General features: G+C 57.5%; 18 protein-coding genes and 1 pseudogene. 10 read left to right on the top strand and 9 right to left on the bottom strand.

Going from position 1 to position 23573, the window contains the following annotated elements; all coding sequences use genetic code 11:
* Window position 1 precedes the first annotated feature (1 nt).
* Window positions 2–520, top strand: a complete 519-nt coding sequence (gene fabA / locus ABLV64_RS24170; protein WP_004201428.1) for a bifunctional 3-hydroxydecanoyl-ACP dehydratase/trans-2-decenoyl-ACP isomerase — start codon at window positions 2–4, stop codon at window positions 518–520.
* A 68-nt stretch (window positions 521–588) separates the two neighbouring features.
* On the opposite strand, the gene rmf is transcribed toward fabA, so the two are convergent.
* The 6 genes from rmf to rlmKL all read right to left on the bottom strand — a co-directional run bounded on the left by rmf (window position 589) and on the right by rlmKL (window position 8507).
* The gene (gene rmf, locus ABLV64_RS24165) at window positions 589–756 is read right to left on the bottom strand and encodes a ribosome modulation factor (protein WP_002898396.1); all 168 of its coding nucleotides are present in this window, start codon (window positions 754–756) and stop codon (window positions 589–591) included.
* Window positions 757–1008: 252 nt separating this feature from the next.
* Window positions 1009–1572 (bottom strand): membrane integrity-associated transporter subunit PqiC, encoded by a 564-nt coding sequence (gene pqiC / locus ABLV64_RS24160; RefSeq protein ID WP_004201425.1) that lies wholly within the window; start codon window positions 1570–1572, stop codon window positions 1009–1011.
* A complete protein-coding gene (pqiB, locus tag ABLV64_RS24155; protein WP_004201423.1) occupies window positions 1572–3209 on the bottom strand; it encodes an intermembrane transport protein PqiB in 1638 nt (545 codons plus the stop codon). Before pqiB ends, pqiC begins: the two co-directional genes overlap by 1 nt.
* On the bottom strand, window positions 3199–4467 hold the full coding sequence (pqiA, locus tag ABLV64_RS24150; protein ID WP_004201422.1) for a membrane integrity-associated transporter subunit PqiA: 1269 nt from the start codon (window positions 4465–4467) through the stop codon (window positions 3199–3201). The genes pqiB and pqiA overlap by 11 nt, the downstream gene beginning before the upstream one ends.
* A gap of 14 nt (window positions 4468–4481) precedes the next feature.
* Entirely contained in the window at window positions 4482–6389 is a 1908-nt protein-coding gene (locus ABLV64_RS24145) for an ABC transporter ATP-binding protein (RefSeq protein ID WP_004201421.1), read from the bottom strand.
* Window positions 6390–6401: 12 nt separating this feature from the next.
* A complete protein-coding gene (gene rlmKL, locus ABLV64_RS24140) occupies window positions 6402–8507 on the bottom strand; it encodes a bifunctional 23S rRNA (guanine(2069)-N(7))-methyltransferase RlmK/23S rRNA (guanine(2445)-N(2))-methyltransferase RlmL (RefSeq protein WP_264975164.1) in 2106 nt (701 codons plus the stop codon).
* A gap of 99 nt (window positions 8508–8606) precedes the next feature.
* On the opposite strand from rlmKL, the gene ABLV64_RS24135 reads away from it, so the two are divergent.
* Window positions 8607–9716 carry a YcbX family protein gene (locus ABLV64_RS24135; RefSeq protein ID WP_348843078.1) on the top strand — a complete coding sequence of 370 codons (1110 nt, stop codon included), beginning with the start codon at window positions 8607–8609 and terminating at the stop codon, window positions 9714–9716.
* On the opposite strand, the gene zapC is transcribed toward ABLV64_RS24135, so the two are convergent.
* Entirely contained in the window at window positions 9713–10255 is a 543-nt protein-coding gene (gene zapC, locus ABLV64_RS24130; protein WP_002898308.1) for a cell division protein ZapC, read from the bottom strand. The genes ABLV64_RS24135 and zapC overlap by 4 nt on opposite strands.
* A 168-nt stretch (window positions 10256–10423) precedes the next feature.
* Complete coding sequence (gene pyrD, locus ABLV64_RS24125) at window positions 10424–11434, bottom strand: quinone-dependent dihydroorotate dehydrogenase (RefSeq protein WP_004201417.1); 1011 nt, start codon at window positions 11432–11434, stop codon at window positions 10424–10426.
* A gap of 248 nt (window positions 11435–11682) precedes the next feature.
* Between pyrD and ssuE the strand changes: the two genes are divergently transcribed.
* The 5 genes and pseudogenes from ssuE (at window position 11683) to ssuB (ending at window position 15927) form a co-directional block, all read left to right on the top strand.
* On the top strand, window positions 11683–12258 hold the full coding sequence (gene ssuE, locus ABLV64_RS24120; RefSeq protein ID WP_004201416.1) for an NADPH-dependent FMN reductase: 576 nt from the start codon (window positions 11683–11685) through the stop codon (window positions 12256–12258).
* Window positions 12251–13250, top strand: a pseudogene (locus ABLV64_RS24115) (sulfonate ABC transporter substrate-binding protein). The gene ssuE and the pseudogene ABLV64_RS24115 overlap by 8 nt, the downstream one beginning before the upstream one ends.
* Window positions 13210–14355 carry an FMNH2-dependent alkanesulfonate monooxygenase gene (ssuD, locus tag ABLV64_RS24110; protein ID WP_004201414.1) on the top strand — a complete coding sequence of 382 codons (1146 nt, stop codon included), beginning with the start codon at window positions 13210–13212 and terminating at the stop codon, window positions 14353–14355. Before ABLV64_RS24115 ends, ssuD begins: the two are co-directional and overlap by 41 nt.
* Window positions 14356–14365: 10 nt before the next feature.
* On the top strand, window positions 14366–15157 hold the full coding sequence (ssuC, locus tag ABLV64_RS24105; RefSeq protein WP_004201413.1) for an aliphatic sulfonate ABC transporter permease SsuC: 792 nt from the start codon (window positions 14366–14368) through the stop codon (window positions 15155–15157).
* Complete coding sequence (ssuB, locus tag ABLV64_RS24100; RefSeq protein ID WP_004201411.1) at window positions 15154–15927, top strand: aliphatic sulfonates ABC transporter ATP-binding protein; 774 nt, start codon at window positions 15154–15156, stop codon at window positions 15925–15927. The genes ssuC and ssuB overlap by 4 nt, the downstream gene beginning before the upstream one ends.
* A 141-nt stretch (window positions 15928–16068) precedes the next feature.
* On the opposite strand, the gene pepN is transcribed toward ssuB, so the two are convergent.
* On the bottom strand, window positions 16069–18684 hold the full coding sequence (gene pepN / locus ABLV64_RS24095; RefSeq protein ID WP_017899454.1) for an aminopeptidase N: 2616 nt from the start codon (window positions 18682–18684) through the stop codon (window positions 16069–16071).
* 326 nt (window positions 18685–19010) lie between these two features.
* Here pepN and pncB point away from each other — a divergent pair, with 326 nt between their 5' ends.
* The 3 genes from pncB (at window position 19011) to ompK35 (ending at window position 23454) form a co-directional block, all read left to right on the top strand.
* The gene (gene pncB / locus ABLV64_RS24090; RefSeq protein ID WP_004201408.1) at window positions 19011–20213 is read left to right on the top strand and encodes a nicotinate phosphoribosyltransferase; all 1203 of its coding nucleotides are present in this window, start codon (window positions 19011–19013) and stop codon (window positions 20211–20213) included.
* Window positions 20214–20379: 166 nt separating this feature from the next.
* The gene (gene asnS, locus ABLV64_RS24085; protein WP_017899452.1) at window positions 20380–21780 is read left to right on the top strand and encodes an asparagine--tRNA ligase; all 1401 of its coding nucleotides are present in this window, start codon (window positions 20380–20382) and stop codon (window positions 21778–21780) included.
* A gap of 591 nt (window positions 21781–22371) precedes the next feature.
* On the top strand, window positions 22372–23454 hold the full coding sequence (gene ompK35 / locus ABLV64_RS24080) for a porin OmpK35 (protein WP_004201406.1): 1083 nt from the start codon (window positions 22372–22374) through the stop codon (window positions 23452–23454).
* The last annotated feature ends 119 nt before the right edge of the window (window positions 23455–23573 follow it).

Below are 23573 nucleotides of genomic sequence, written 5' to 3'. Positions count from 1 at the left end.
CATGGTAGATAAACGCGAATCCTATACAAAAGAAGATCTTCTTGCCTCTGGTCGTGGTGAACTGTTCGGCGCGAAAGGCCCGCAGTTGCCGGCGCCAAACATGCTGATGATGGACCGCGTCATCAAAATGACCGAAACCGGTGGTAACTATGACAAAGGTTATGTTGAGGCCGAACTCGACATCAACCCGGACCTGTGGTTCTTCGGTTGCCACTTTATCGGCGATCCGGTGATGCCGGGCTGCCTGGGCCTGGATGCCATGTGGCAGCTGGTGGGTTTCTATCTCGGCTGGCTCGGTGGCGAAGGCAAAGGCCGCGCGCTGGGCGTTGGCGAAGTGAAATTCACGGGTCAGGTTCTGCCGACCGCGAAAAAAGTGACCTACCGCATCCACTTCAAGCGCATCGTTAACCGTCGTCTGATTATGGGCCTTGCGGATGGTGAAGTGCTGGTTGACGATCGCCTGATCTACACCGCAAGCGATCTGAAAGTGGGTCTGTTCCAGGATACTTCCGCTTTCTGATAACCTTCAGCAGCGATTAAAAGGCGAAGCCCCCGCTATGCGGAGGCTTCTTTTTTAAAGAGACAGTGTCAGGCCGTTAGTACCCTGTCCTCCATGGCTTCTCGCCAGCCTCCCAGCCACCATGAGCGTTGATTCAGGCTCTGGTATGGACACATTTCTTTCGATCTTCCTGCGATACCCGCCTGATATCCGCGTTGATGTGCCCGTTCCAGGCGATCTCGTTTTTGTCTCTTCATGCCTCGTTTCCCTCATTCTTTGATCTGGTGGAAAAGAAAACAGTGGTCGCAAATTATGCAGCCACGGGTTACGAATACCGCGAAATGAAGGCAACGTCAATGCGCAAAATTCACGCCATTGTCATATTTGTGACCTATATAAGAGTTCATTTTTTGTTCATCTGACACACCGGCCGGTAACGAACTGACCTGACAAAAAAAAGCCGTGCGGCTCAGATGAACCGCACGGCAGATCAGCGTGATGAATTTTACTTATGGCAGACGGTTAAGCTCGCTGGCAATGGCCGCCGCCTCCTGGCTCCACGCCTGCGCCAGGGTCTTAACCATCGCGTCATAACCATCCTGATCCTGCTTAAGCACGATGTTGAACGGGCGCTTGATCAGCTGTCCCTGATGCTTCAGCAGCCACTCACCGCTGACGATAACCCGCCCGTCGTAGCGTCCGTGAAAGCCATTGACCGCGACGTTGAGCGTATCCTGCTCGCTACCCAGCGGCTGGGATGACACCACCCAGCCCGGCAGCTGTTGGCTCAGGTTCGCCACCAGCGTGGTGCGCAACTGCTGGTCCAGTGGGCTGGCCCACAGATTATTATTGGCGATCACATACTGCACGTCGGTGGTCTGATAGACCACCCCGTTACCCGCCAGGTAATCCGGGATGCTGACCTGCTCAACCCACAGCAGACGCGCCCCCTGGCTGGCGGCGCTCTGTGCGCCGCCCTGCGCCACCGGCAGCTGGTAATACGTTTTGCTTTCGCCGCCGCTACTGCACGCCGTCAGCACGCATACGGCTGCCGCCAGTAACCATTTTTTCATTATTTCGCTCCCTTCGGCTGTGGGTCTTTTTTATCCTTCGCCTCAAATACCAGCGCATTGCTCTTATCATTGAGCGTTTTCAGGACCGGCTGCAATTCACGCAGCACCTGATCCAGACGCTGCATATCGGCCACCATCTTATTGTAGGCCGCGGAGCCCGGCTGGAAGCCCTGCATGCTGCGGTTCAGCTCGCGCAGCGTCGTCTGCATATCCGCAGGCAACTGCTGCATCGACTGGCTGGAGGTGATCTTATTCAGACTATCCAGCGTGGTCTGCACGTGCTGCATGGTCTTCTCGCTCTGCGCCAGGGTGCTGGTCGCCTGCTCCAGCAACGGATTGAGCGGCAGGTTATTAATCTTATCCAGCGCATCCATCAGACGCTGCTGGATCTGCGCCAGACCACCGCTGATGGTCGGGATAATCGGATAGCCGTTAAACTCCTGAATTTTCCCGCGCGGCGGCGCCTTCGGATAGAAGTCGAGATCGATATACAGCGCGCCGGTCACCAGGTTACCGGTTTTCAGCGAGCCGCGCAGTCCGCGGTTGATCAGATCGTCAATATGGGCACGAATATTCGGATCGCCGCCCAGCTGGTTAATCAGACGTTGCGGTTCAACCCGCACTTCCACCGGAATGCGATAATCGTCGTTCAAACGCTGCTTCAGACCGGGAATGAAGAACGGCACTTTGCCGACGGTTCCCAGACGGATGCCGCGGAACTCTACCGGCGCGCCCGGCTGCAGGCCGCGAACCGAGTCTTTGAAGAACATCACATAGTCAATATGTTCGGTAAAGACCGAATCCTGGATGCTCTTCTGATCGTCAAATAAATGGTATTCCGTTTTATTTGCCACCGGCTCGCCGAGATCCAATCCTTCAGGAATATCGAAGCTCACGCCGCCGCCAAACAGCGTCGACAGCGAACCCATCTCGACGCGCATCCCCGCCGAAGTCAAATCTACAGCGATGCCGCTGTCCTTCCAGAAGCGGACATTGGTGGTCACCAGGCGGTCATTGGGCGCATTGATAAACAATTGATAAGTGATACGACGTTTCTGGGTGTCGAAGGTGCTGGTTTCCACCGACCCCACGCGATAGCCGCGGAACAGCACCGGATCGCCCGGCGACAGCTGCCCCGCCTTGCTGCTTTCCAGCAGAATACGGATCCCCTTGGCATCCGGCGAGGCCAGCGGCGGAGAATCCAGTAGCGGATACTGCGCTGGCACCGAACCTTTCGTCCCCGGCTGCAGTTCAATATAGGCCCCGGACAACAATGTCCCAAGACCGCTGATCCCCTCGCGACCTACCTGCGGTTTCACCACCCAAAAGACGGAATCGTTGTGCAGTAATTTCTGCATCCCTGAGTTGAGGCGGGCTTTGATTTCCACGTGGGTTAAATCGTCGGTCAGCGTCGCGCTCTCCACTACCCCAACGTCCACGCTGCGGCTCTTGATGCGGGTTTTTCCCCCTTCAATCCCTTCCGCGTTGGTGGTGATCAGCGTGACCTCAGGGCCCTGATGGCTGTAATGATAGAACAGGATCCACGCCCCGATCAGCGCAGTGACGATAGGAAAGATCCACACCGGTGACCAGTTCTTCACCTTCTGCACTTTCGCTTCTCCGCTCTTATTTTCCATGTTGTTGTATTTCCTCATGGCTTGAATCTGGCTCACGATCCCACAGTAAACGGGGATCAAACGTCATGGCTGAAAACATGGTCATCACCACCACCAGCGCAAACATCACCGCGCCGATAGCGGGATAGATATTCATCAACCCTCCCATGCGCACCAGCGCAGAGAGTACGGCGATGACAAAAACATCAATCATTGACCAGCGGCCAACAAATTCCACCACTTCATAGATCAGATGCATACGTTCCGAATCGCGCTCACCGTTGCCATTGGCGTTCCAGCACAGCCAGGCAATAGCGATCATTTTTAGCGTCGGCACCATAATACTGGCGATAAAGATCACCAGCGCCACCGGATAAGACCCCTCGCTCCACAGTAAAACGACCCCAGCCATAATGGTCGACGGCATTTTATCGCCCAACAGATCGGTGATCATGATCGGCATAATATTGGCAGGAAGATAAAGGATAAATGAGGTCACCAGCAGCGCCAGCGTCCACTGCAGGCTGTTTTTACGCCGCGCCGTTCCTTTACTGTGACAGCGCGGGCAGATCGTCAGATCGGCCGGCAACACCGCCGTGCAGCACGCGCAGGAGCGCAGCCCCTGGCGGATACCGGCCACACCGACCTTCAGCGGTTGGGTAATGGCTGGCATGGGGGCGATATCATCCCACAGCCAGCGGCGGTCGACGCACTGAAAAGTACGTAACTGCAGCAGGCAAAACATACACCACGGCACAAAACTCAGACCGATGCCGATATCGCCGTAGGCCATCAGCTTGACGAAGCTCACCAGCACGCCGGCAAGAAAGATCTCCGCCATGCCCCAGGTTTTCAGGTGGAACAGAATACGCGCAAGGAACGCCTTGAGACCGGCGGGCATTCTGACCCGATTGACCAGCAGCAGAATGGTGACCAGGCAAAACGCCGGTACCAGCTGCACAAAGAGTAAAAAGAAAGTGCCGAGGCTGGCGTAATCCTCGGTAAATAACACATTGGGAATTTCCAGTAGCTCTATTTCGCTGCTGATCCCGCCCACTTTCATATAGATGAACGGAAAGAGGTTGGCCAACAGCAGCATAAACAGCGCGACCAGCGCATACGCCGTGGGACGCTGGCGAGGCGCGTCCCACGTGGTGGTTAATGTTGTACCGCAGCGCGGACAAGCGGCTTTCTGGCGATGCTCAAGCTGCGGCAAAGCCACCAGCAAATCACATTGGGGACATAAAATATGTCGCGCAGCATGATGATGATCGCACATGACAACTCCTCGGCTCAGGCGCCGTTCTTTAATCCTTCGAGATATTCCCAGCGTTCAAAGGCCGCTTCCAGCGCCTGTTCCGCTTCGGCCAGCTTTGCCAGCACCTGCTGCGTGCGATCGTGCGGTTGTCCAAAGAAGTCGGGATCGGCCACCTGCTCCTGCAGCGTCTGAAGTTCGGCCTCGAGGGCTTCCAGCTTCTGCGGCAGCTGTTCCAGCTCGCGCTGCAGGTTATAGCTTAGTTTGTTCCCGCCGCGTTTGACAGTTTCTGCTTTTGGCTGAGCGACTTCCAACGTTTTTTTCGCTGCCGGCTGCTTCTGCGCCAACGACTGGGCCTGCTGTCCGCGGGCGTCGTGATAGCCGCCGATATACTGGCCGATGCGACCGCCGCCTTCGAAGATCCAGCATTCGGTTACGGTGTTATCCACGAACTGACGATCGTGGCTCACCAGCATCACGGTGCCCTGATAGCCATCAATCAGCTCTTCCAGCAGCTCCAGCGTTTCGACATCCAGGTCGTTTGTCGGTTCATCGAGAATCAACAAGTTGCTGGGTTTCAAAAACAGCCGCGCCAGCAGCAGGCGGTTACGTTCCCCGCCAGAGAGCGCCCGCACCGGAGTCATCGCCCGTTTCGGATGGAACAGGAAGTCCTGCAGATAGCCCAGCACATGGCGCGGCTTACCGTTAACCATCACCTCCTGCTTACCTTCCGCAAGGTTATCCATCACCGTCCGGTCCGGATCCAGCTCTGCGCGGTGCTGGTCGAAGTAGGCAACTTCCAGTTTGGTACCAACGTGGATCCGCCCGCTGTCGGCCTGCAGCTGGCCAAGCATCAGCTTCAGCAGCGTGGTTTTCCCACAGCCGTTGGGGCCAATCAGGGCAATCTTGTCGCCGCGCTGGATCTGCGCGGAGAAATCTTTCACCAGCACTTTGCCATCAACCTGATAGTTGACGTTCTCCATTTCGAAAACGATTTTGCCGGAGCGCGAAGCCTCTTCAACCTGCATCCTGGCGCTGCCCATCACTTCCCGGCGCTCGCCGCGCTCACGACGCATCGCCTTCAGGGCGCGAACGCGGCCTTCGTTACGCGTGCGGCGCGCTTTGATCCCCTGACGGATCCACACCTCTTCCTGAGCGAGCTTGCGGTCGAATTCCGCATTCTGCAGTTCTTCAACCCGCAGGGCTTCTTCTTTATCCAGCAGATACTGATCGTAATCGCCCGGGTAGGTCACCAGCTTGCCGCGATCGAGGTCGACGATGCGCGTCGCCATATTGCGGATAAAGGAGCGGTCGTGCGAAATAAAGATAATGGTGCCTTTAAAGGTTTTCAGGAACCCTTCCAGCCAGTCGATGGTTTCGATATCCAGGTGGTTGGTAGGTTCATCGAGCAGCAGCACGCGCGGCCCGCTGACCAGCGCGCGGCCCAGCGCCGCTTTACGCAGCCAGCCGCCGGACAGGGAGGCCAGCTGCGCATTGGCGTCAAGGCCAAGCTGCTCAATCACTTCGTTAATGCGGCTGTCCAGCTGCCACAGCCCCAGGTTATCGAGCTGCTCCTGCAGGCGCGCCAGTTCATTTAAATTTTTGTCGCTCGGATCGGTCATGACCTGATGTGATACGTCATGGTAGGCCTTCAGGTAGGCCGCCTGCTCGGCGATGCCTTCCGCGACAAAATCGTACACCGTACCGGCGACATTACGCGGCGGATCCTGCTGCAGACGCGCCACAATCAGATCCTGTTCATAAATAATGCGCCCGTCATCCAGCCCCTGCTCGCGGTTGAGGATCTTCATCAGGGTCGATTTACCGGCGCCGTTGCGTCCGACGAGGCAGACGCGTTCGTTATCTTCGATATGCAGCTCGGCATTATCCAGCAGCGGCGCATCGCTGAAGGAAAGCCAGGCGCCATGCATACTAATCAGTGACATTCTTTATTCCTTTCAGGCTGCGGTAATCAGCCAGCAGTTGTGGATCTGACGGTTGCGGGCAAAATCCTGCGACAGCGTTTTTTGCGAAATCTCTTGCGCCTTCAGGCCAAGCGCCGCCAGCCCGTCATGATCCATACGGAAACCGCGTTTGTTATTCGAGAACATAATGGTGCCGCCTTTACGCAGCAGACGTTTCAGATCGGTCATCAGGCGAATGTGATCGCGCTGGACGTCGAAAGCATCTTCCATTCGTTTGGAGTTGGAGAAGGTCGGCGGATCGATAAAGATCAGATCGAACTGCTCGTTGCTCTCCCGCAGCCAGCCCAGGACGTCCGCCTGCATCAGGCGATGCGCGCGGCCGGTCAGGCCATTGAGACGCAGGTTGCGTTCCGCCCACTCCAGATAGGTGCGCGACATATCCACCGTGGTGGTGGAGCGAGCGCCGCCGAGGCCGGCGTGGACGCTGGCGCTGCCGGTATAGGAGAACAGATTGAGGAAATCCTTGCCTTTGCTCATCTGGCCAAGCATACGACGGGCGATCCGGTGGTCGAGGAACAGACCGGTATCCAGGTAGTCGGTGAGGTTGACCCACAGACGCGCGTTGTACTCCTGCACCTCGATAAAGTCGCCTTTCTCCGCCATCTTCTGATACTGATTTTTCCCCTTTTGCCGCTCGCGGGTCTTCAGCACCAGCTTATTCGGCGCGATTCCTAACACCGCGATAGTCGCGGCGATAATATCGAACAGGCGCTGGCGCGCTTTATGCGCGTCGACAGTTTTCGGCGGGGCATACTCCTGGACCACCACCCAGTCGGCGTAGCGATCGATGGCCACGTTGTATTCCGGCAGGTCAGCATCGTACAGGCGATAGCATTCAATGCCTTCCTGACTGGCCCATTTTTCAAACTTCTTCAGGTTCTTACGCAGACGGTTAGCAAAATCTTCCGCCAGCATCGCCGGCTTGCCGCCTTCGCTCTCCGCCAGGTGATAATTCTTCTGCACGCAGTCCAGCGGGCCGTTCTTGGCTTTAAACTGTTTGTCGGCGCGCAGCTGCAGGCAGCTTAACAGCTCCGGCGAGGCGCTGAACACCGACAGGTTCCAGCCGCCAAACTGACTTTTCATGATCCGGCCCAGCAAGCTGTGCAGGGCGATCAGCGCCGGCTCGCTTTCCAGACGCTCGCCGTACGGCGGGTTGCTGATCACGGTGCCGTACGGGCCTTTCGGCAGCGGATTATTCAACTGGGCGACGTCTTTGACTTCAAAATCGATCAGCTCGCCGATGCCGGCCCGACGGGCGTTGCGGCGGGCGCGGTCAATGACGCGTGCGTCGACATCGGATCCATAGAAGCGTGAACCATATGCCGCCAGCCCCTGACGGGCGCGGGTTTGCGCTTCCGCTTTGACCTCTTTCCAGATGACGTCGTCGTGCTGTGCCCAGCCGCCAAAGCCCCAGTGGCCGCGGTGCAGGCCCGGCGCGCGGTCGGTCGCCAGCATCGCCGCCTCAATCAGCAGGGTACCGGAGCCGCACATCGGATCGAGCAGCGGGGTGCCCGGCACCCAGCCGGAGCGCATCACGATCGCCGCCGCGAGGTTTTCTTTGATCGGCGCCATACCGGTGCCATCGCGGTAGCCGCGCAGGTGCAGACCTTCGCCGCTCAGATCCAGCGAGATGTGCGCCGTCTCTTTGTTCAGCCAGACGTTGATCCGCAGATCGGGCGACTCACGATCGACGTTCGGGCGCGGCAGATTCTTACGGGTGAAGCTGTCGACAATAGCGTCTTTGACCTTCAGCGCGCCGTACTGGCTGTTGCGGATCTCCTCATTGAGGCCGCTAAAATGCACCGCGAAGGTGGCGCCAGGGTTGAACATCTCCGTCCACGGAATGGCCTGTACGCCGAGGTACAGATCCAGATCGCTGTATACGCGACACTCGCCCAGCGGCAGCATGATGCGCGAAGCCAGCCGGCTCCACATCAGGCTCTGATACAGCAGGCGCGTATCCCCCTGAAAATGGACCCCGCCCTGGACTACCTGGCAGTCCGTCGCGCCAAGCCCTTCCAGTTCAGTTTTTAACAGCTCTTCCAGCCCACGAGCCGTACTGGCAAACAGAGAATTCATATCGTCACTTTTACTTAAAGAAAATTGGTGCGCATTATAGCCAATATGTGCCCTATGTCATAAAGTTATAGGCTTATTTTTGGAACCCGGAGGCAGCGTATGGTAACGCTCTCGCGTCTTTTTATTCATCCCGTTAAATCCATGCGCGGCATGGGCCTGACCCACGCCTTTGCCGATATCAGCGGCCTGGCCTTCGATCGCCTGTTTATGGTCACCGAAACCGACGGCACCTTTATTACCGCCCGTCAGTTTCCGCAAATGGTGAAATTTATTCCGGCGCCGCTGCATGATGGCCTTCACCTGACCGCACCGGACGGCAGCAGCGCCGTGGTGCGTTTTAACGATTTCGCCCCTCAGGCCGAACCGACAGAAGTCTGGGGCAACCATTTTACCGCCCTTATCGCGCCCGCAGCGGTTAATCAGTGGCTCAGCGGCTTTTTCAATCGCGACGTCCAGCTGCGCTGGCTGGGGCCACAGTTAACCCGCCGGGTGAAGCGCCACGATGCGGTACCGCTCTCCTTCGCCGACGGCTACCCTTACCTGCTGGCGAACGAAGCCTCCCTGCGCGATCTGCAGCAGCGCTGCCCGGCCAGCGTAAGCATAGAACAGTTTCGCCCTAATCTCGTGGTCACCGGCGCGGCGGCCTGGGATGAAGATAGCTGGAAAGTGATCCGCGTCGGCGAGGTGGTATTTGACGTCGCCAAACCGTGCAGCCGCTGCATTTTTACCACCGTCAGTCCGGAGCGCGGGCAGAAGCATCCCAGCGGAGAGCCGCTGGAAACCTTAAAGCGCTTCCGCACCGCGCAGGATAATGGCGATGTCGACTTTGGTCAGAACCTGATTGCCCGTAACAGCGGCGTGATCCGGGTGGGGGATGAAGTGGAAATCCTCGCCCGCGGCCCGGCGAAAGCCTACGGCGCCGGCGAAAGCGACGATACCCCGGCTCCCGAGGCGCAGCAGCAGGCCACGGTTGCCATTGAATGGCAGGGTCAACAATTTACCGGCAATAACCAGCAGGTGCTGCTGGAACAACTGGAGCAACAGGGCATTCGCGTACCCTACTCGTGTCGGGCGGGGATCTGCGGCAGCTGCCGCATCCGTCTTGAAGAGGGGGAAGTGAGTCCGTTAAAGGAAAACGCGGTCGCCGGAGATGGCACCATTCTCGCCTGCAGCTGCGTGCCGAAAACGGCCCTGCGCCTGGCGCCTTAAACCGCCTGCCCCAGGCTGTAGCTGACCGCGCTCTGCGCCGGCTGCAGCCTGTCGTTCATGATTTTAATGACATCGCCCAGCTGCATAACCCGGCCGGCAAGCGTAAGACCCGGCTGAGCCAACAGACAGAGCGCGGCATTATCGCCCGGCTCCACCACCAGTAAATTCACCTGCTCGCCGGTATCGCTCAGCCAGACGCAGGCCGCGTCGCCGCCGCTCGGCTGCCAGTGATGGGTATGGGCGATAAAGTGCCAGCTTTTCGGCATCTGCGGTTTGAGAAAACGGATGGCGGTGAGCGCGTTAAGGACTAATTCCGCACGCTGCTCTTTCGATAGCTCGAGATCGCGACATTTTTCTTCAAAAGAGAAATAGAGCGCGGCGTCATCAACGCAGAATCCCGATGGGGCAAAGGCGTCCGGCGTCAGCATGCGCCGGGCGAAGCGCGAGCGAAATAACATGCCATTGGCCAGATCGAGCATCATGCGGTCGTGCTCTTCATCGTAATACCAACGCCAGTTATCGTCAGGTTTAATCCGCATTTTTCCCCCTGTCCCCTTTCATACGCCTCTGCAAAGCTGTTGCGACTTACCGCAGAATATTTTCTAAAATTAAGAAAAGTCTAAAATGTTTAAATAAGCAACAGTGAGGGAATATAAAACAACCAGGGCCGGAAATAAAGCCCTGGGGGGATTCAAAGGGGTAAAAGATTAGATGTGGGTAACAATTTCTTTAATCAGCGGCGGACCTTTAAAAATAAATCCGGAATAAATCTGCACCAGCGATGCCCCAGCGGCCATCTTTTCCCGCGCGGCAATCACGGAATCAATACCGCCCACGCCAATGATAGGCAAACGGCCATTCAACTCTGCGGAGAGCATGCGAATAATTTCGGTACTCTTTAATTGTAATGGACGACCGCTAAGCCCGCCGGTCTCATCGCAATGTTTCATTCCCTGGACCAGAGAACGATCGAGAGTAGTATTGGTGGCAATCACCCCATCAATATTATGACGCACGAGGCTATCGGCAACCTGGATCAATTCCTCAGGCAAAAGATCCGGCGCGATCTTCACGGCGACCGGAACATATTTTTGATGCTTCTGCTGCAGCTCAAGCTGCTTATTTTTAATACCGGAGAGTAAATCGTCGAGCGCTTCGCCGTATTGCAGCGTGCGCAGCCCCGGGGTGTTCGGCGAGGAGATATTAATGGCGATATAGCCAGCGTAGGGATAGACTTTTTCCATACAAATCAGGTAATCATCTTTCCCGTGCTCAACCGGCGTATCTTTATTTTTACCGATATTGATGCCCAGCACGCCGTCAAAATGCGCCTTTTTCACGTTCTCGACCAGGTTATCGACGCCATGGTTATTAAAGCCCATGCGGTTGATCAACCCCTCAGCATCCACCAGACGGAAGATCCTTGGCTTATCGTTGCCCGGTTGCGGACGCGGCGTCACGGTGCCGATCTCAATGGAGCCAAAACCCATCGCGCCCAGCGCGTCAATGCATTCCCCGTTTTTATCCAGCCCGGCCGCCAGACCCAGCGGGTTTTTAAAGGTCAACCCCATGCAGGTGACAGGCCTGGCCGGCACCTTCTGGCGAACCAGGATTTCCAGCGGCGTCCCGGTGACACGGCGTAATTGTTGAAAAGTAACTTCATGAGCGCGCTCAGGATCGAGCTGAAAAAGGGCTTTACGAACGAAGGGGTAGTACATGAACTCTCCTGGATTCCCGGTGTGCAAACCGGGGGCGTATTATGTGCGATCTGTTGCGGAAAGGGAATTGACCTGCGACAAAAAATCCCCCATCAGCGCAAACGATTACCTCCCCGCGCGCCGTTATGCGCTTTTCGGCTATCTAACGGTGGATAAATCATTTAGGGAAATAATGGCCCTCTGTCACACTCACTATAAATGTTATCAATTATAGATAAATGCAAACATTTAGTTATAAGGAGAGAGAGATGCGCGTCATTACGCTTGCGGGCAGCCCGCGTTACCCTTCCCGTTCCAGCGCCCTGCTGGAATATGCCAGAGAGACGCTCACCGCCGCCGATATCGAAGTCTGCCACTGGCATCTGCAGAACTTTGCCCCGGAAGACCTTCTCTACGCTCGCTTTGACAACCCGGCGCTGCAGACGCTCAATGAGCAGCTGGCCGGGGCTGACGGCTTGATCATCGCCACGCCGGTGTATAAAGCCTCGTTTTCCGGCGCCCTGAAAACGCTGCTCGACCTGCTTCCTGAGCGGGCGCTGGAGGGCAAAATCGTACTGCCGCTGGCCACCGGCGGCACCATCGCCCACATGCTGGCGGTGGACTACGCCCTGAAGCCGGTGCTGAATGCCCTCAAGGCTCAGGAGATCCTCCACGGCGTCTTCGCCGACGACAGCCAGGTGACCGATTACCAGCACAAGCCGCAGTTTACCCCGAACCTGCAGCGGCGCCTCGATGAAGCCCTCGAGACCTTCTGGCAGGCGCTGCACCGCCCCAGCAGCCGCGCGCCGTCATTAACGTCTCTGCGTGGGGTGGAACATGCTTAATCCTCTCCGCGCTCTGACCCTAGGCGGACTGCTGCTCTTTTCCACCCTGGGCCACGCCGCCCCGGCGGCGCCTGACGCCCTGCGCATCGGTTATCAGAAAGGCAGCGTCAGCATGGTGCTGGCGAAAAGCCATCAGCTGCTGGAGCAGCGCTACCCAAAGACCCATATCTCGTGGATAGAATTCCCGGCCGGTCCGCAGATGCTGGAGGCGCTGAACGTTGGCAGCATCGATATCGGCAGCACTGGCGACATTCCGCCTATCTTTGCGCAGGCGGCGGGCGCCGATCTGGTGTATATCGGTTCGGAACCGCCCAAGCCCAAAGCGGAAGTGATTCTGGTGGCGCAGGGCAGCCCGATTCATAACGTTGCTGAGCTGAAAGGAAAAAAGGTCGCTTTTCAGAAAGGCTCCAGCTCCCACAATCTGCTGCTGCGCGCCCTGCAGCTGGCAGGTTTGAAGTTTAGCGACATTCAGCCGGTCTATCTCGCCCCCGCCGATGCGCGCGCCGCCTTCCAGCAGGGCAATGTCGACGCCTGGGCGATCTGGGATCCGTATTACTCCGCCGCGCTGCTGCAGGGCGGCGCCCGGGTGCTAACCGACGGAACCGACCTGAAACAGACAGGATCCTTCTATCTCGCTTCCCGCCCTTACGCTGAACGCAATGGCGCCTTTATTGAGGGTGTACTCGATACCTTTACGCAGGCCGATGCCCTGACCCATAGCCAGCGCGCGCAAAGCATTACGCTGCTGGCGAAAACGATGGGGTTACCGGAGGCGGTGATCGCCAGCTACCTGGACCATCGTCCCCCCACCTCGGTTACCCCGGTGAGCGCCGAAACCGCCGCTCGCCAGCAGCAGACGGCCGACCTGTTCTATGAGAACAAGCTGGTGCCGAAAAAAGTAGATATCCGGGCCCGCATCTGGCAGCCCACCGCCGCACAAGGAGCGAAATCATGAGTCTGAATATGTTCTGGTTTTTACCGACCCATGGTGATGGTCGTTATCTGGGTACCGAAGAGGGAGCCCGTCCGGTCGATTATGGCTATCTGCAGCAAATCGCGCAGACGGCGGATCGGCTGGGGTTCACCGGCGTGCTGATCCCGACCGGGCGCTCATGTGAAGATGCCTGGCTGGTTGCGGCCTCGATGATCCCGGTAACGCAGCGGCTGAAATTTCTTGTCGCCCTCAGGCCAAGCGTGGTGTCGCCGACGGTGGCCGCGCGCCAGGCGGCGACCCTGGACCGACTGTCAAACGGCCGGGCGCTGTTCAATCTGGTCACCGGCAGCGATCCCGCCGAGCTGGCTGGCGACGGTGTCTTCCTCGACCACACCGAGCGCTATGAGGCCTCGGCTGAATTTACCCACATCTGGCGCAAGCTGATGGAAGGGGAAACTGTCACCTTTAACGGTAAGCATCAGCGCGTTCGCGACGCTAAACTGCTGTTTCCGCCGCTCCAGCAGCCGCGTCCGCCGCTCTATTTCGGCGGCTCGTCTGAGGTGGCGCAGGATCTGGCCGCTGAGCAGGTCGATCTCTATCTTACCTGGGGGGAACCACCGGCCCAGGTGGCAGAGAAAATTGCTCAGGTGCGGGAGAAAGCCGCCCGGCACGGTCGCCGGGTGCGTTTCGGCATCCGCCTGCATGTGATCGTGCGGGAAACCAATGAGGAAGCCTGGCAGGCAGCGGACAGCCTTATCTCTCATCTTGATGATGAGACTATCGCCCGCGCCCAGGCAGCCTTCGCCAGAACCGACTCCGTCGGCCAGCAGCGGATGGCGGCCCTGCACAATGGCCGACGCGATAAGCTGGAAATCAGCCCCAACCTGTGGGCTGGCGTCGGTTTAGCGCGCGGCGGCGCCGGGACCGCGCTGGTGGGCGATGCCGCCACCGTGGCCGAACGGATCAATGAGTACGCCGCGCTGGGTATCGATAGCTTTATCTTCTCCGGTTATCCGCATCTGGAAGAGGCGTATCGGGTCGGCGAACTGCTGTTCCCGCTGCTCGACGTCGCGGTGCCGTCTGTCCCGCAGCCGCAAAGCCTGCGCCTGCAGGGAGAAGCCGTCGCTAACGAGTTTATCCCGCGTAAAGTGGCGCAGAGCTGAGGAGGTCGTGATGGCAAAATCAACCCATCCCCTGTTATTACGCCTCGCCCCCTGGCTGCTGCCGGTGGGAACGGTCATTGTCTGGCAGCTGGCCTCGTCCGTCGGCTGGCTGTCGACGCGGGTGCTGCCCTCGCCGGAGGGCGTATTGAAAGCGTTCTGGACCCTCTCGGCCAGCGGTGAGCTGTGGCAGCATCTGGCCATTAGCTCGTGGCGGGCGCTGGTCGGCTTCGCCATCGGCGGCTCCATTGGGCTGGTGCTCGGCTTGATCAGCGGTCTGTCACGCTGGGGCGAGCGCCTGCTGGACACGTCGATCCAGATGCTGCGCAATGTGCCGCATCTGGCGCTGATCCCGCTGGTGATCTTGTGGTTCGGCATCGATGAGACCGCCAAGATCTTCCTCGTATCGCTGGGCACCCTGTTCCCGATCTATATCAACACCTGGCACGGGATCCGCAATATCGACCGTGGACTGGTGGAGATGGCGCGCAGCTATGGTTTATCCGGCTTTGCTCTTTTCCGTCACGTGATTTTACCCGGCGCCCTACCCTCGATTATGGTCGGCGTGCGTTTCGCCCTCGGTCTGATGTGGCTGACGCTTATTGTCGCCGAAACCATCTCGGCGAACGCCGGTATCGGCTACCTGGCGATGAATGCGCGTGAATTTCTGCAAACCGACGTGGTGGTGGTCGCCATCATTCTTTACGCCATTCTTGGCAAACTGGCCGACGTCAGCGCCCAGCTGCTGGAGCGGCTCTGGCTGCGCTGGAACCCGGCGTATCATCTTCAGGAGGCGAACGCATGAACACTGCCCGTCTAAACCCAGGTATCCCGCTGCTGCTGAACGGGGTGACTAAACGCTATGGCGACAACACCATTCTTAACGAGCTGGATCTGCATATCCCCAGCGGCCAGTTTGTGGCGGTGGTGGGCCGCAGCGGCGGCGGCAAAAGTACCCTGCTGCGCCTGCTGGCGGGCCTGGAAACCCCGAACGCTGGCGAGCTGCTGGCGGGCGCAACGCCGCTGGCGGCGATCCAGGACGACACCCGGATGATGTTTCAGGATGCACGCCTGCTGCCGTGGAAAACGGTGATTGATAACGTGGGGCTGGGGTTAAAAGGCGCCTGGCGCGAAGCCGCCCTGCAGGCACTGGCCAGCGTCGGACTCGAGAGCCGCGCCCAGGAGTGGCCGGCGGCGCTGTCGGGCGGGCAAAAGCAGCGCGTTGCGCTGGCCCGCGCCCTGATCCATCGCCCGCGCCTGCTATTGCTGGACGAGCCGCTGGGGGCGCTGGACGCCCTTACCCGTCTGGAGATGCAGGAGCTGATCGTCTCCCTGTGGCAGGAGCATGGCTTTACGGTCCTGCTGGTGACCCACGACGTCAGCGAAGCGGTGGCGATGGCCGACCGGGTGCTGTTAATTGAAGAGAAGAAGATCGGTCTCGATTTGAACGTGGATATTCCGCGACCGCGGCGCACCGGTTCGGCGAAGCTGGCCGAGCTGGAGGCGGAGGTGCTGGATCGGGTGATGAAACGCGGCAAGAGCGAGAGCGTGCCGCGTTTATTTAGTCATGGCTGACCGGATTGACGGTCTGCTGTCAGAACGGGGGCATATCGTCATCCGACATGTCCCCGGCCCGCGCTTCGCTCGGCCGGGCTACCAAATCGCACAGCGCTGTAGCCCCGGTAAGCGAGAGCGCAACCGGGGATTTTGCCACCGTTACGCCAGCGCCTTACTGATTTTCTCGTACAGATCGCCGGAGAGATCCTTCAGACCCTTCAGCTGCTCCAGCGCGGCGCGCATCAGCGCCTGGCGTTTCTCATCGTAACGCTTCAGGCGAATCAACGGCTCAATCAGTCGCGATGCGACCTGCGGGTTGCGCTGGTTAAGCTCGGTCAGCATCTCCACCAGGAACTGGTAGCCGCTGCCGTCTTCCGCATGGAACGCCGCCGGGTTGCTGCTTGCGAAAGCGCCGATGAGCGACCGCACGCGGTTCGGGTTGCTCATGCTGAACGAACGATGGTTCAGCAGACCGCGTACCGTTTCGACCACATTGGCCGCCGGGCTGGTGGACTGCAGGATAAACCACTTGTCCATCACCAGGCCGTCCTGATGCCATTTGTCGTCATACTCCTGCATCAGCGCATCGCGGCACGGCAGCTCAGCGGCAACCGCCGCCGACAGCGCGGCCAGCGCGTCGGTCATGTTATCCGCCTGGTGATACTGCGCCGCCACCAGCTTATCGCCCAGCGTCGGTTCTGCGAACGCCAGATAGCGCAGGCAGGTATTGCGCAGGGCGCGCTTACCGATATCGGCATGCTCCACCCGGTAGCTGTCGAGCTTATTGGCGTTATATACCGCGAGGAATTCGTCCGCCAGCTCGTTCGCCAGGGTGCGGGTGAGCGCCTCGCGCACGGTGGCGATGGCGATAGGATCGATAATGGCGAACATCTCGGCGATTTCGTTGGCCGACGGCAGGGTTAAGATCTCGGCGGCCAGCGCCGGGTCAATCTTCTCGTCGAGCAGAATCGCGCGGAAGGCGTCCGCCACGTGCACCGGCAGCGACAGCGGCTGTCCCTGCTGATGACGGTTAACGTTCAGCTTGATGTAGGTCGCCAGCAGGCTCTGCGCCGCATCCCAGCGCGAGAAATCATTCCGCGCATGGCGCATCAGGAAGGTGAGCTGCTGATCGCTCCACTTGTATTCCAGTTTCACCGGTGCTGAAAACTCGCACAGCAGGGCCGGTACCGGCTGGAAATAGACATTATCAAAGACGAAGGTCTGCTCAGCCTGAGTCACATTAAGCACCGGGTGCAGCGGATGGCCGCCCTTCTGCAGGGGGATCACCTTACCTTCGTTATCGTACAGCTCGATGGCAAACGGAATATGCAGCGGTTGTTTCTCAGCCTGCTCGGCGGTCGGCGGCGTGCGCTGGCTGATGGTGAGCGTATACTGCTCGGTTTCCGGGTTATAGTCGTCATGGACGGTGACGATCGGCGTACCGGACTGGCTGTACCAGCGGCGGAAGTGCGACAGATCGACGTTCGAGGCATCTTCCATCGCCTGGACGAAATCGTCGCAGGTGGCGGCGCTGCCGTCATGACGTTCAAAATAGAGCTGCATCCCTTTCTGGAAGTTTTCTTCACCCAGCAGAGTGTGCAGCATGCGGATCACTTCGGCGCCCTTTTCGTAGACCGTCAGGGTGTAGAAGTTGTTCATCTCGATAACCATATCCGGGCGGATCGGGTGCGCCATCGGGCTGGCGTCTTCGGCAAACTGCAGCCCGCGCATAGTGCGCACGTTGTTGATGCGGTTCACCGCCCGCGAGCCGAGGTCGGAGCTGAACTCCTGATCGCGGAACACGGTCAGCCCCTCTTTCAGGCTGAGCTGGAACCAGTCGCGGCAGGTAACGCGGTTGCCGGTCCAGTTATGGAAATACTCATGACCAATTACCCGCTCAATATCAAGGTAGTCTTTATCGGTGGCGGTATCGGTCCGCGCCAGGACATATTTGGAGTTAAAGACGTTCAGCCCTTTGTTTTCCATCGCGCCCATATTGAAGAAGTCGACGGCGACAATCATATAGATGTCGAGGTCATACTCGAGGCCAAAGCGCTCCTCATCCCATTTCATGGAGTTTTTCAGCGAGGTCATCGCCCACGGCGCGCGGTCGAGATTGCCGCGATCGACGTACAGCTCCAGCGCCACTTCACGCCCGGAGCGGGTGGTAAAAGTGTCGCGCAGGACGTCGAAATCACCGGCCACCAGCGCAAACAGGTAGCACGGTTTCGGGAATGGATCCTGCCACTGTACCCAGTGACGACCGTTCTCCAGTTCCCCTTCCGCCATACGGTTGCCGTTGGAGAGCAGGAACGGATATTTGGCTTTATCGGCGATAATTTTGGTGGTAAAGCGCGCCAGCACGTCCGGACGGTCCAGATACCAGGTGATGTGGCGGAAACCTTCCGCTTCACACTGGGTGCACAGCGCTTCGCCTGACTGATACAGGCCTTCCAGCGCGGTGTTCGCCGCCGGGCTGATCTCATTGACGATGGTCAGGGTGAAATGCTCCGGCAGGCCGCCGATCACCAGCTGATTGTTTTCTTCTTTATAGTCGCTCCACGGCTGTCCGTTCACCTGCAGCGAAATCAGAGTCAGATCTTCGCCGTCCAGGCGCAATGGCACATCAGACGCTGCCGCGTGGCGGGAGACCTTGCTCTCGGCCGTAACAACGGTTTTTGCGGCATCCAGGTCAAAGGTCAAATCGATATCGCTAATCAGATACTCCGGCGCACGATAGTCGTGGCGGTATTTGGCTTGGGGCTGTTGTGTCATAAAAAACCTTTCGCATCTTCGGTAAAGTGTCGTCCCAGTCTATTCCCGTTGTGTCAATCGCGCTATGCAGAATCTTCATCTTTTCAACGTGAAACACGGAAATCGCTACATTTTGTTAACACTCGCGGCACGAAATGCCCTCGACCCGACGCAAAGCTTGTGGTGTGATCCATGTTCAATATATTAAACTAGGCCTCGCAAATGACCGTCAGCGTCGCCATTGCTCGCCATCGCGGGACAGAGCCGGGTAATAAAGGTATACTCCGCCTCCTTTTTCCGCGTTGGTTTCGATGGAACGCTCCAGTGAGAGGATGCTACTGCGCACCATGACACAATTCACTTCTCCTGTACTGCACTCGCTGCTTGATACGGATGCCTACAAGCTGCACATGCAGCAGGCTGTCTTCCACCGCTACGGCGATGTACATGTGGCGGCGGAGTTTCGCTGCCGCGGAGACGACCTGCTCGGCATCTATGCCGACGCGATCCGCGAGCAGGTGGAGTCCATGCGCGACCTGAGGCTGCGGGATGATGAATATCGCTGGCTGTCCACCCTTCCTTTTTTTCGCCAGGATTACCTCGACTGGCTGCGCGATTTTCGCTATGACCCACGCCAGGTCACGGTCACCAATGACAACGGCAAGCTGAACATTCGCCTCACCGGCCCGTGGCGGGAAGCCATCATGTGGGAAGTCCCCCTGCTGGCGGTGATAAGCGAGCTGGTCCATCGCTACCGTTCACCCGAGACGGGCGTGGAACAAGCGCTAAACGCGCTTGAACATAAGCTAGGCGACTTCGCCACCATGACCGCTGACCTCGATATGAGCGCCTTCCGCCTGATGGATTTCGGCACCCGCCGTCGTTTTTCACGCGAGGTGCAGGAAGCCATTGTGCAACGCCTGCAGCAGGAGCCATGGTTTGTTGGCACCAGCAACTACGATCTGGCGCGCCGTCTCAACTTAACCCCGATGGGCACCCAGGCCCATGAGTGGTTCCAGGCTCATCAGCAGATCAGCCCGAACCTGGCCAGCAGCCAGCGGGCGGCCCTCGCCGCCTGGCTGGAAGAGTATCCTGACCAACTGGGCATCGCACTGACCGACTGCATCACCATGGATGCGTTCCTGCGCGATTTCGGTCCGGAGTTCGCCACCCGCTATCAGGGTTTGCGCCACGACTCCGGCGACCCGGTGGAATGGGGTGAAAAAGCCATCGCCCATTATCAGAAGCTGGGCATCGATCCGCTGAGCAAAGTGCTGGTCTTCTCCGATAATCTCGATCTGGCGAAAGCCGTCGACCTGTATCGCCACTTCGCCTCGCGGGTGAAGCTGAGCTTTGGGATCGGCACCCGTTTAACCTGCGATCTGCCGCAGGTTAAACCGCTCAATATCGTGATTAAGCTGGTGGAATGTAACGGCAAGCCGGTGGCGAAACTCTCCGACAGCCCGGGGAAAACCATCTGCCACGATAAGGCCTTCGTCCGCGCCCTGCGCGAAGCGTTCGACCTGCCGCCGATTAAAAAAGCGAGCTAATTTTCTTAAGGAGCCTTTCAGGCTCCTTTTTCTTTATTATTTATTGCCGAATTATCCGCTTATGATGCGAAATCTACTTGTCTGATGGAAGATGACAGGTAACATAGATATCCCCCCCGCTGTAGGGGGAAGAGACTTTTTTATTGGACTATATAGAGAGATTATTATGAGCGTTGTGCCTGTAGCCGACGTACTCCAGGGCCGCGTTGCCGTTGACAGCGAAGTCACGGTCCGCGGATGGGTGCGTACCCGCCGAGATTCAAAAGCTGGCTTTTCATTCCTCGCCGTCTATGACGGTTCCTGCTTTGATCCTGTACAGGCCGTTATTAATAATTCTCTGCCCAATTACAATCAGGAAGTGCTGCGTCTGACCACCGGTTGCTCGGTGATTGTCACCGGTAAAGTCGTGGCTTCCCAGGGCCAGGGTCAGAGCTTTGAGATCCAGGCGACCAACGTGGAAGTGACCGGCTGGGTGGAAGACCCGGACACTTATCCGATGGCGGCCAAGCGCCACAGCATCGAGTATCTGCGTGAAGTGGCCCACCTGCGTCCGCGCACCAACCTGATCGGCGCGGTTGCCCGCGTGCGTCACACCCTGGCGCAGGCGCTGCATCGCTTCTTTGATGAGCAGGGCTTCTTCTGGGTCTCCACCCCGCTGATCACCGCCTCCGATACCGAAGGCGCTGGCGAAATGTTCCGCGTGTCGACGCTGGATCTGGAAAACCTGCCGCGTAACGATCAGGGCAAAGTCGATTTCGACAAAGACTTCTTCGGTAAAGAGTCGTTCCTGACCGTTTCCGGCCAGCTGAATGGCGAGACCTATGCCTGCGCGCTGTCGAAGATTTACACCTTCGGCCCGACCTTCCGCGCGGAAAACTCCAACACCAGCCGCCACCTGGCGGAGTTCTGGATGCTGGAGCCGGAAGTGGCCTTCGCCAATCTGAACGATGTTGCCGGCCTGGCGGAAGCGATGCTCAAGTACGTCTTTAAAGCGGTACTGGAAGAGCGCGCGGACGACATGCAGTTCTTCGCCGAGCGCGTTGATAAAGACGCTATCGACCGTCTGCAGCGCTTTATCACCGCTGATTTTGCGCAGGTGGATTATACCGACGCCGTCACCATTCTGGAAAACTGCGGCAAGCAATTCGAGAACCCGGTGTACTGGGGCGTGGATCTCTCCTCCGAGCACGAACGTTACCTGGCTGAAGAACACTTCAAAGCGCCGGTGGTGGTGAAAAACTACCCGAAAGATATTAAGGCGTTCTACATGCGCCTTAACGAAGACGGTAAAACCGTCGCGGCAATGGACGTCCTGGCGCCGGGTATTGGCGAGATCATCGGTGGTTCCCAACGTGAAGAGCGCCTCGACGTGCTTGACGCGCGTATGGCCGAGATGGGCCTGAATAAAGAAGACTACTGGTGGTATCGCGATCTGCGCCGCTATGGCACCGTTCCACACTCCGGCTTTGGCCTGGGCTTCGAGCGTCTGATCGCCTACGTGACCGGCGTGCAGAACGTCCGCGATGTCATTCCGTTCCCGCGGACCCCGCGCAACGCGACATTCTAAATTTTTCTGACATAAACCTGAAAGGCCAGCGCAAGCTGGCCTTTTTTTATGTCAATTACTGTTATCAAAATTCAACAAACTTAAACATCAAGGCCTCGAATTCACATTTATGTTACGCACTGTTTCGGTGCATCCTGGTGATACAGATCGCACTTTTTGTTCATAACAGAGCAAAACCCCTGATTAATTTGCTCATTTTTTAACCATACGCCGCACATCTTGCCAAGACAAAGGCTGAATAAAAAGAAGGCGAATTCAACACATAAAATGAGCAAATTTACCTTTATCCAAATTAATCATAAATATTTCATATAGATAGATATGGAAGGGCGATTTACCTCACCATGTGGAACGGAATTTTGATTAAGTTCACAAAGTTCCCAAAAATACATATTTAGTTACATGTTTTTTCGTTTTGTTACTCATATGAGATATTAGTAGCATTTTCCGGCTAGCGAAACGTTGTCGCGGATGGAAAGATGCCTTCAGACACCAAACTCTCATCAATGGTTCTGTAAGTTTTTATTGACAGAACTTATTGACGGCAGTGGCACGTGTTCATATAAAAAATATTAATGAGGGTAATAAATAATGATGAAGCGCAATATTCTGGCAGTGGTGATCCCTGCCCTGCTGGTAGCCGGTGCAGCTAACGCTGCAGAAATCTATAACAAAAACGGCAACAAACTGGACTTCTATGGAAAAATGGTCGGCGAGCACGTCTGGACCACCAATGGCGACACCAGCAGCGACGATACCACCTACGCCCGTATCGGCCTGAAAGGCGAAACTCAGATCAACGATCAGCTGACCGGCTACGGTCAGTGGGAATACAACATGGACGCCTCCAACGTTGAAGGTTCCCAGCCGACCAAAACCCGTCTGGCGTTCGCAGGTCTGAAAGCGGGCGAGTATGGTTCATTCGACTACGGCCGTAACTACGGCGCAATCTACGACGTCGAAGCAGCAACCGATATGCTGGTTGAATGGGGCGGCGACGGCTGGAACTACACCGACAACTACATGACCGGCCGTACCAACGGCGTGGCAACCTACCGTAACTCTGACTTCTTCGGTCTGGTTGACGGCCTGAGCTTCGCGCTGCAGTACCAGGGTAAAAACGACCACGACCGTTCGATTCACAAGCAGAATGGCGACGGCTTCAGCACCGCGGCGACCTACGCGTTCGACAACGGTATTGCGCTGTCTGCTGGCTACTCCGGTTCCAACCGTAGCGTAGATCAGAAAGCTGACGGCAATGGCGACAAAGCCGAAGCCTGGGCAACCTCTGCAAAATATGACGCCAACAACGTTTACGCGGCCGTCATGTACTCCCAGACTTACAACATGACCCCGGAAAACCAGGGTAACTACTTCGCTGGCAAAACCCAGAACTTCGAAGCCGTTGTACAGTATCAGTTCGACTTCGGCCTGCGTCCGTCCATCGGCTACGTACAGACCAAAGGCAAAGACCTGCAGGCGCGCGGCGGCTTCTCCGGCGGCGATGCGGATCTGGTTAAATACGTCGAAGTGGGTACCTGGTACTACTTCAACAAAAACATGAACGTCTATGCGGCGTACAAGTTCAACCAACTGGACGACAACGCTTATACGCGTGAAGCTGGCGTAGCGACCGACGACCAGGCGGCCGTGGGTATCGTTTACCAGTTCTAATTTGCAGTACACCCCTTCGTGATATGCCTTCAGAGCAGGACTTCGGTCCTGCTTTTCTCTATTCGTGAGGCAAAGATCGTATCTTTCGAAAACCTTCGCGCTTTTTGTCGCAAACGGTT

It is taken from the genome of Klebsiella sp. JB_Kp031 (assembly GCF_040064295.1).
In the GTDB taxonomy this organism is placed as follows: domain Bacteria; phylum Pseudomonadota; class Gammaproteobacteria; order Enterobacterales; family Enterobacteriaceae; genus Klebsiella; species Klebsiella quasipneumoniae.
Note: the sequence above shows the minus strand (reverse complement) of the source record. Positions and strands in the feature narration are given on the sequence as shown.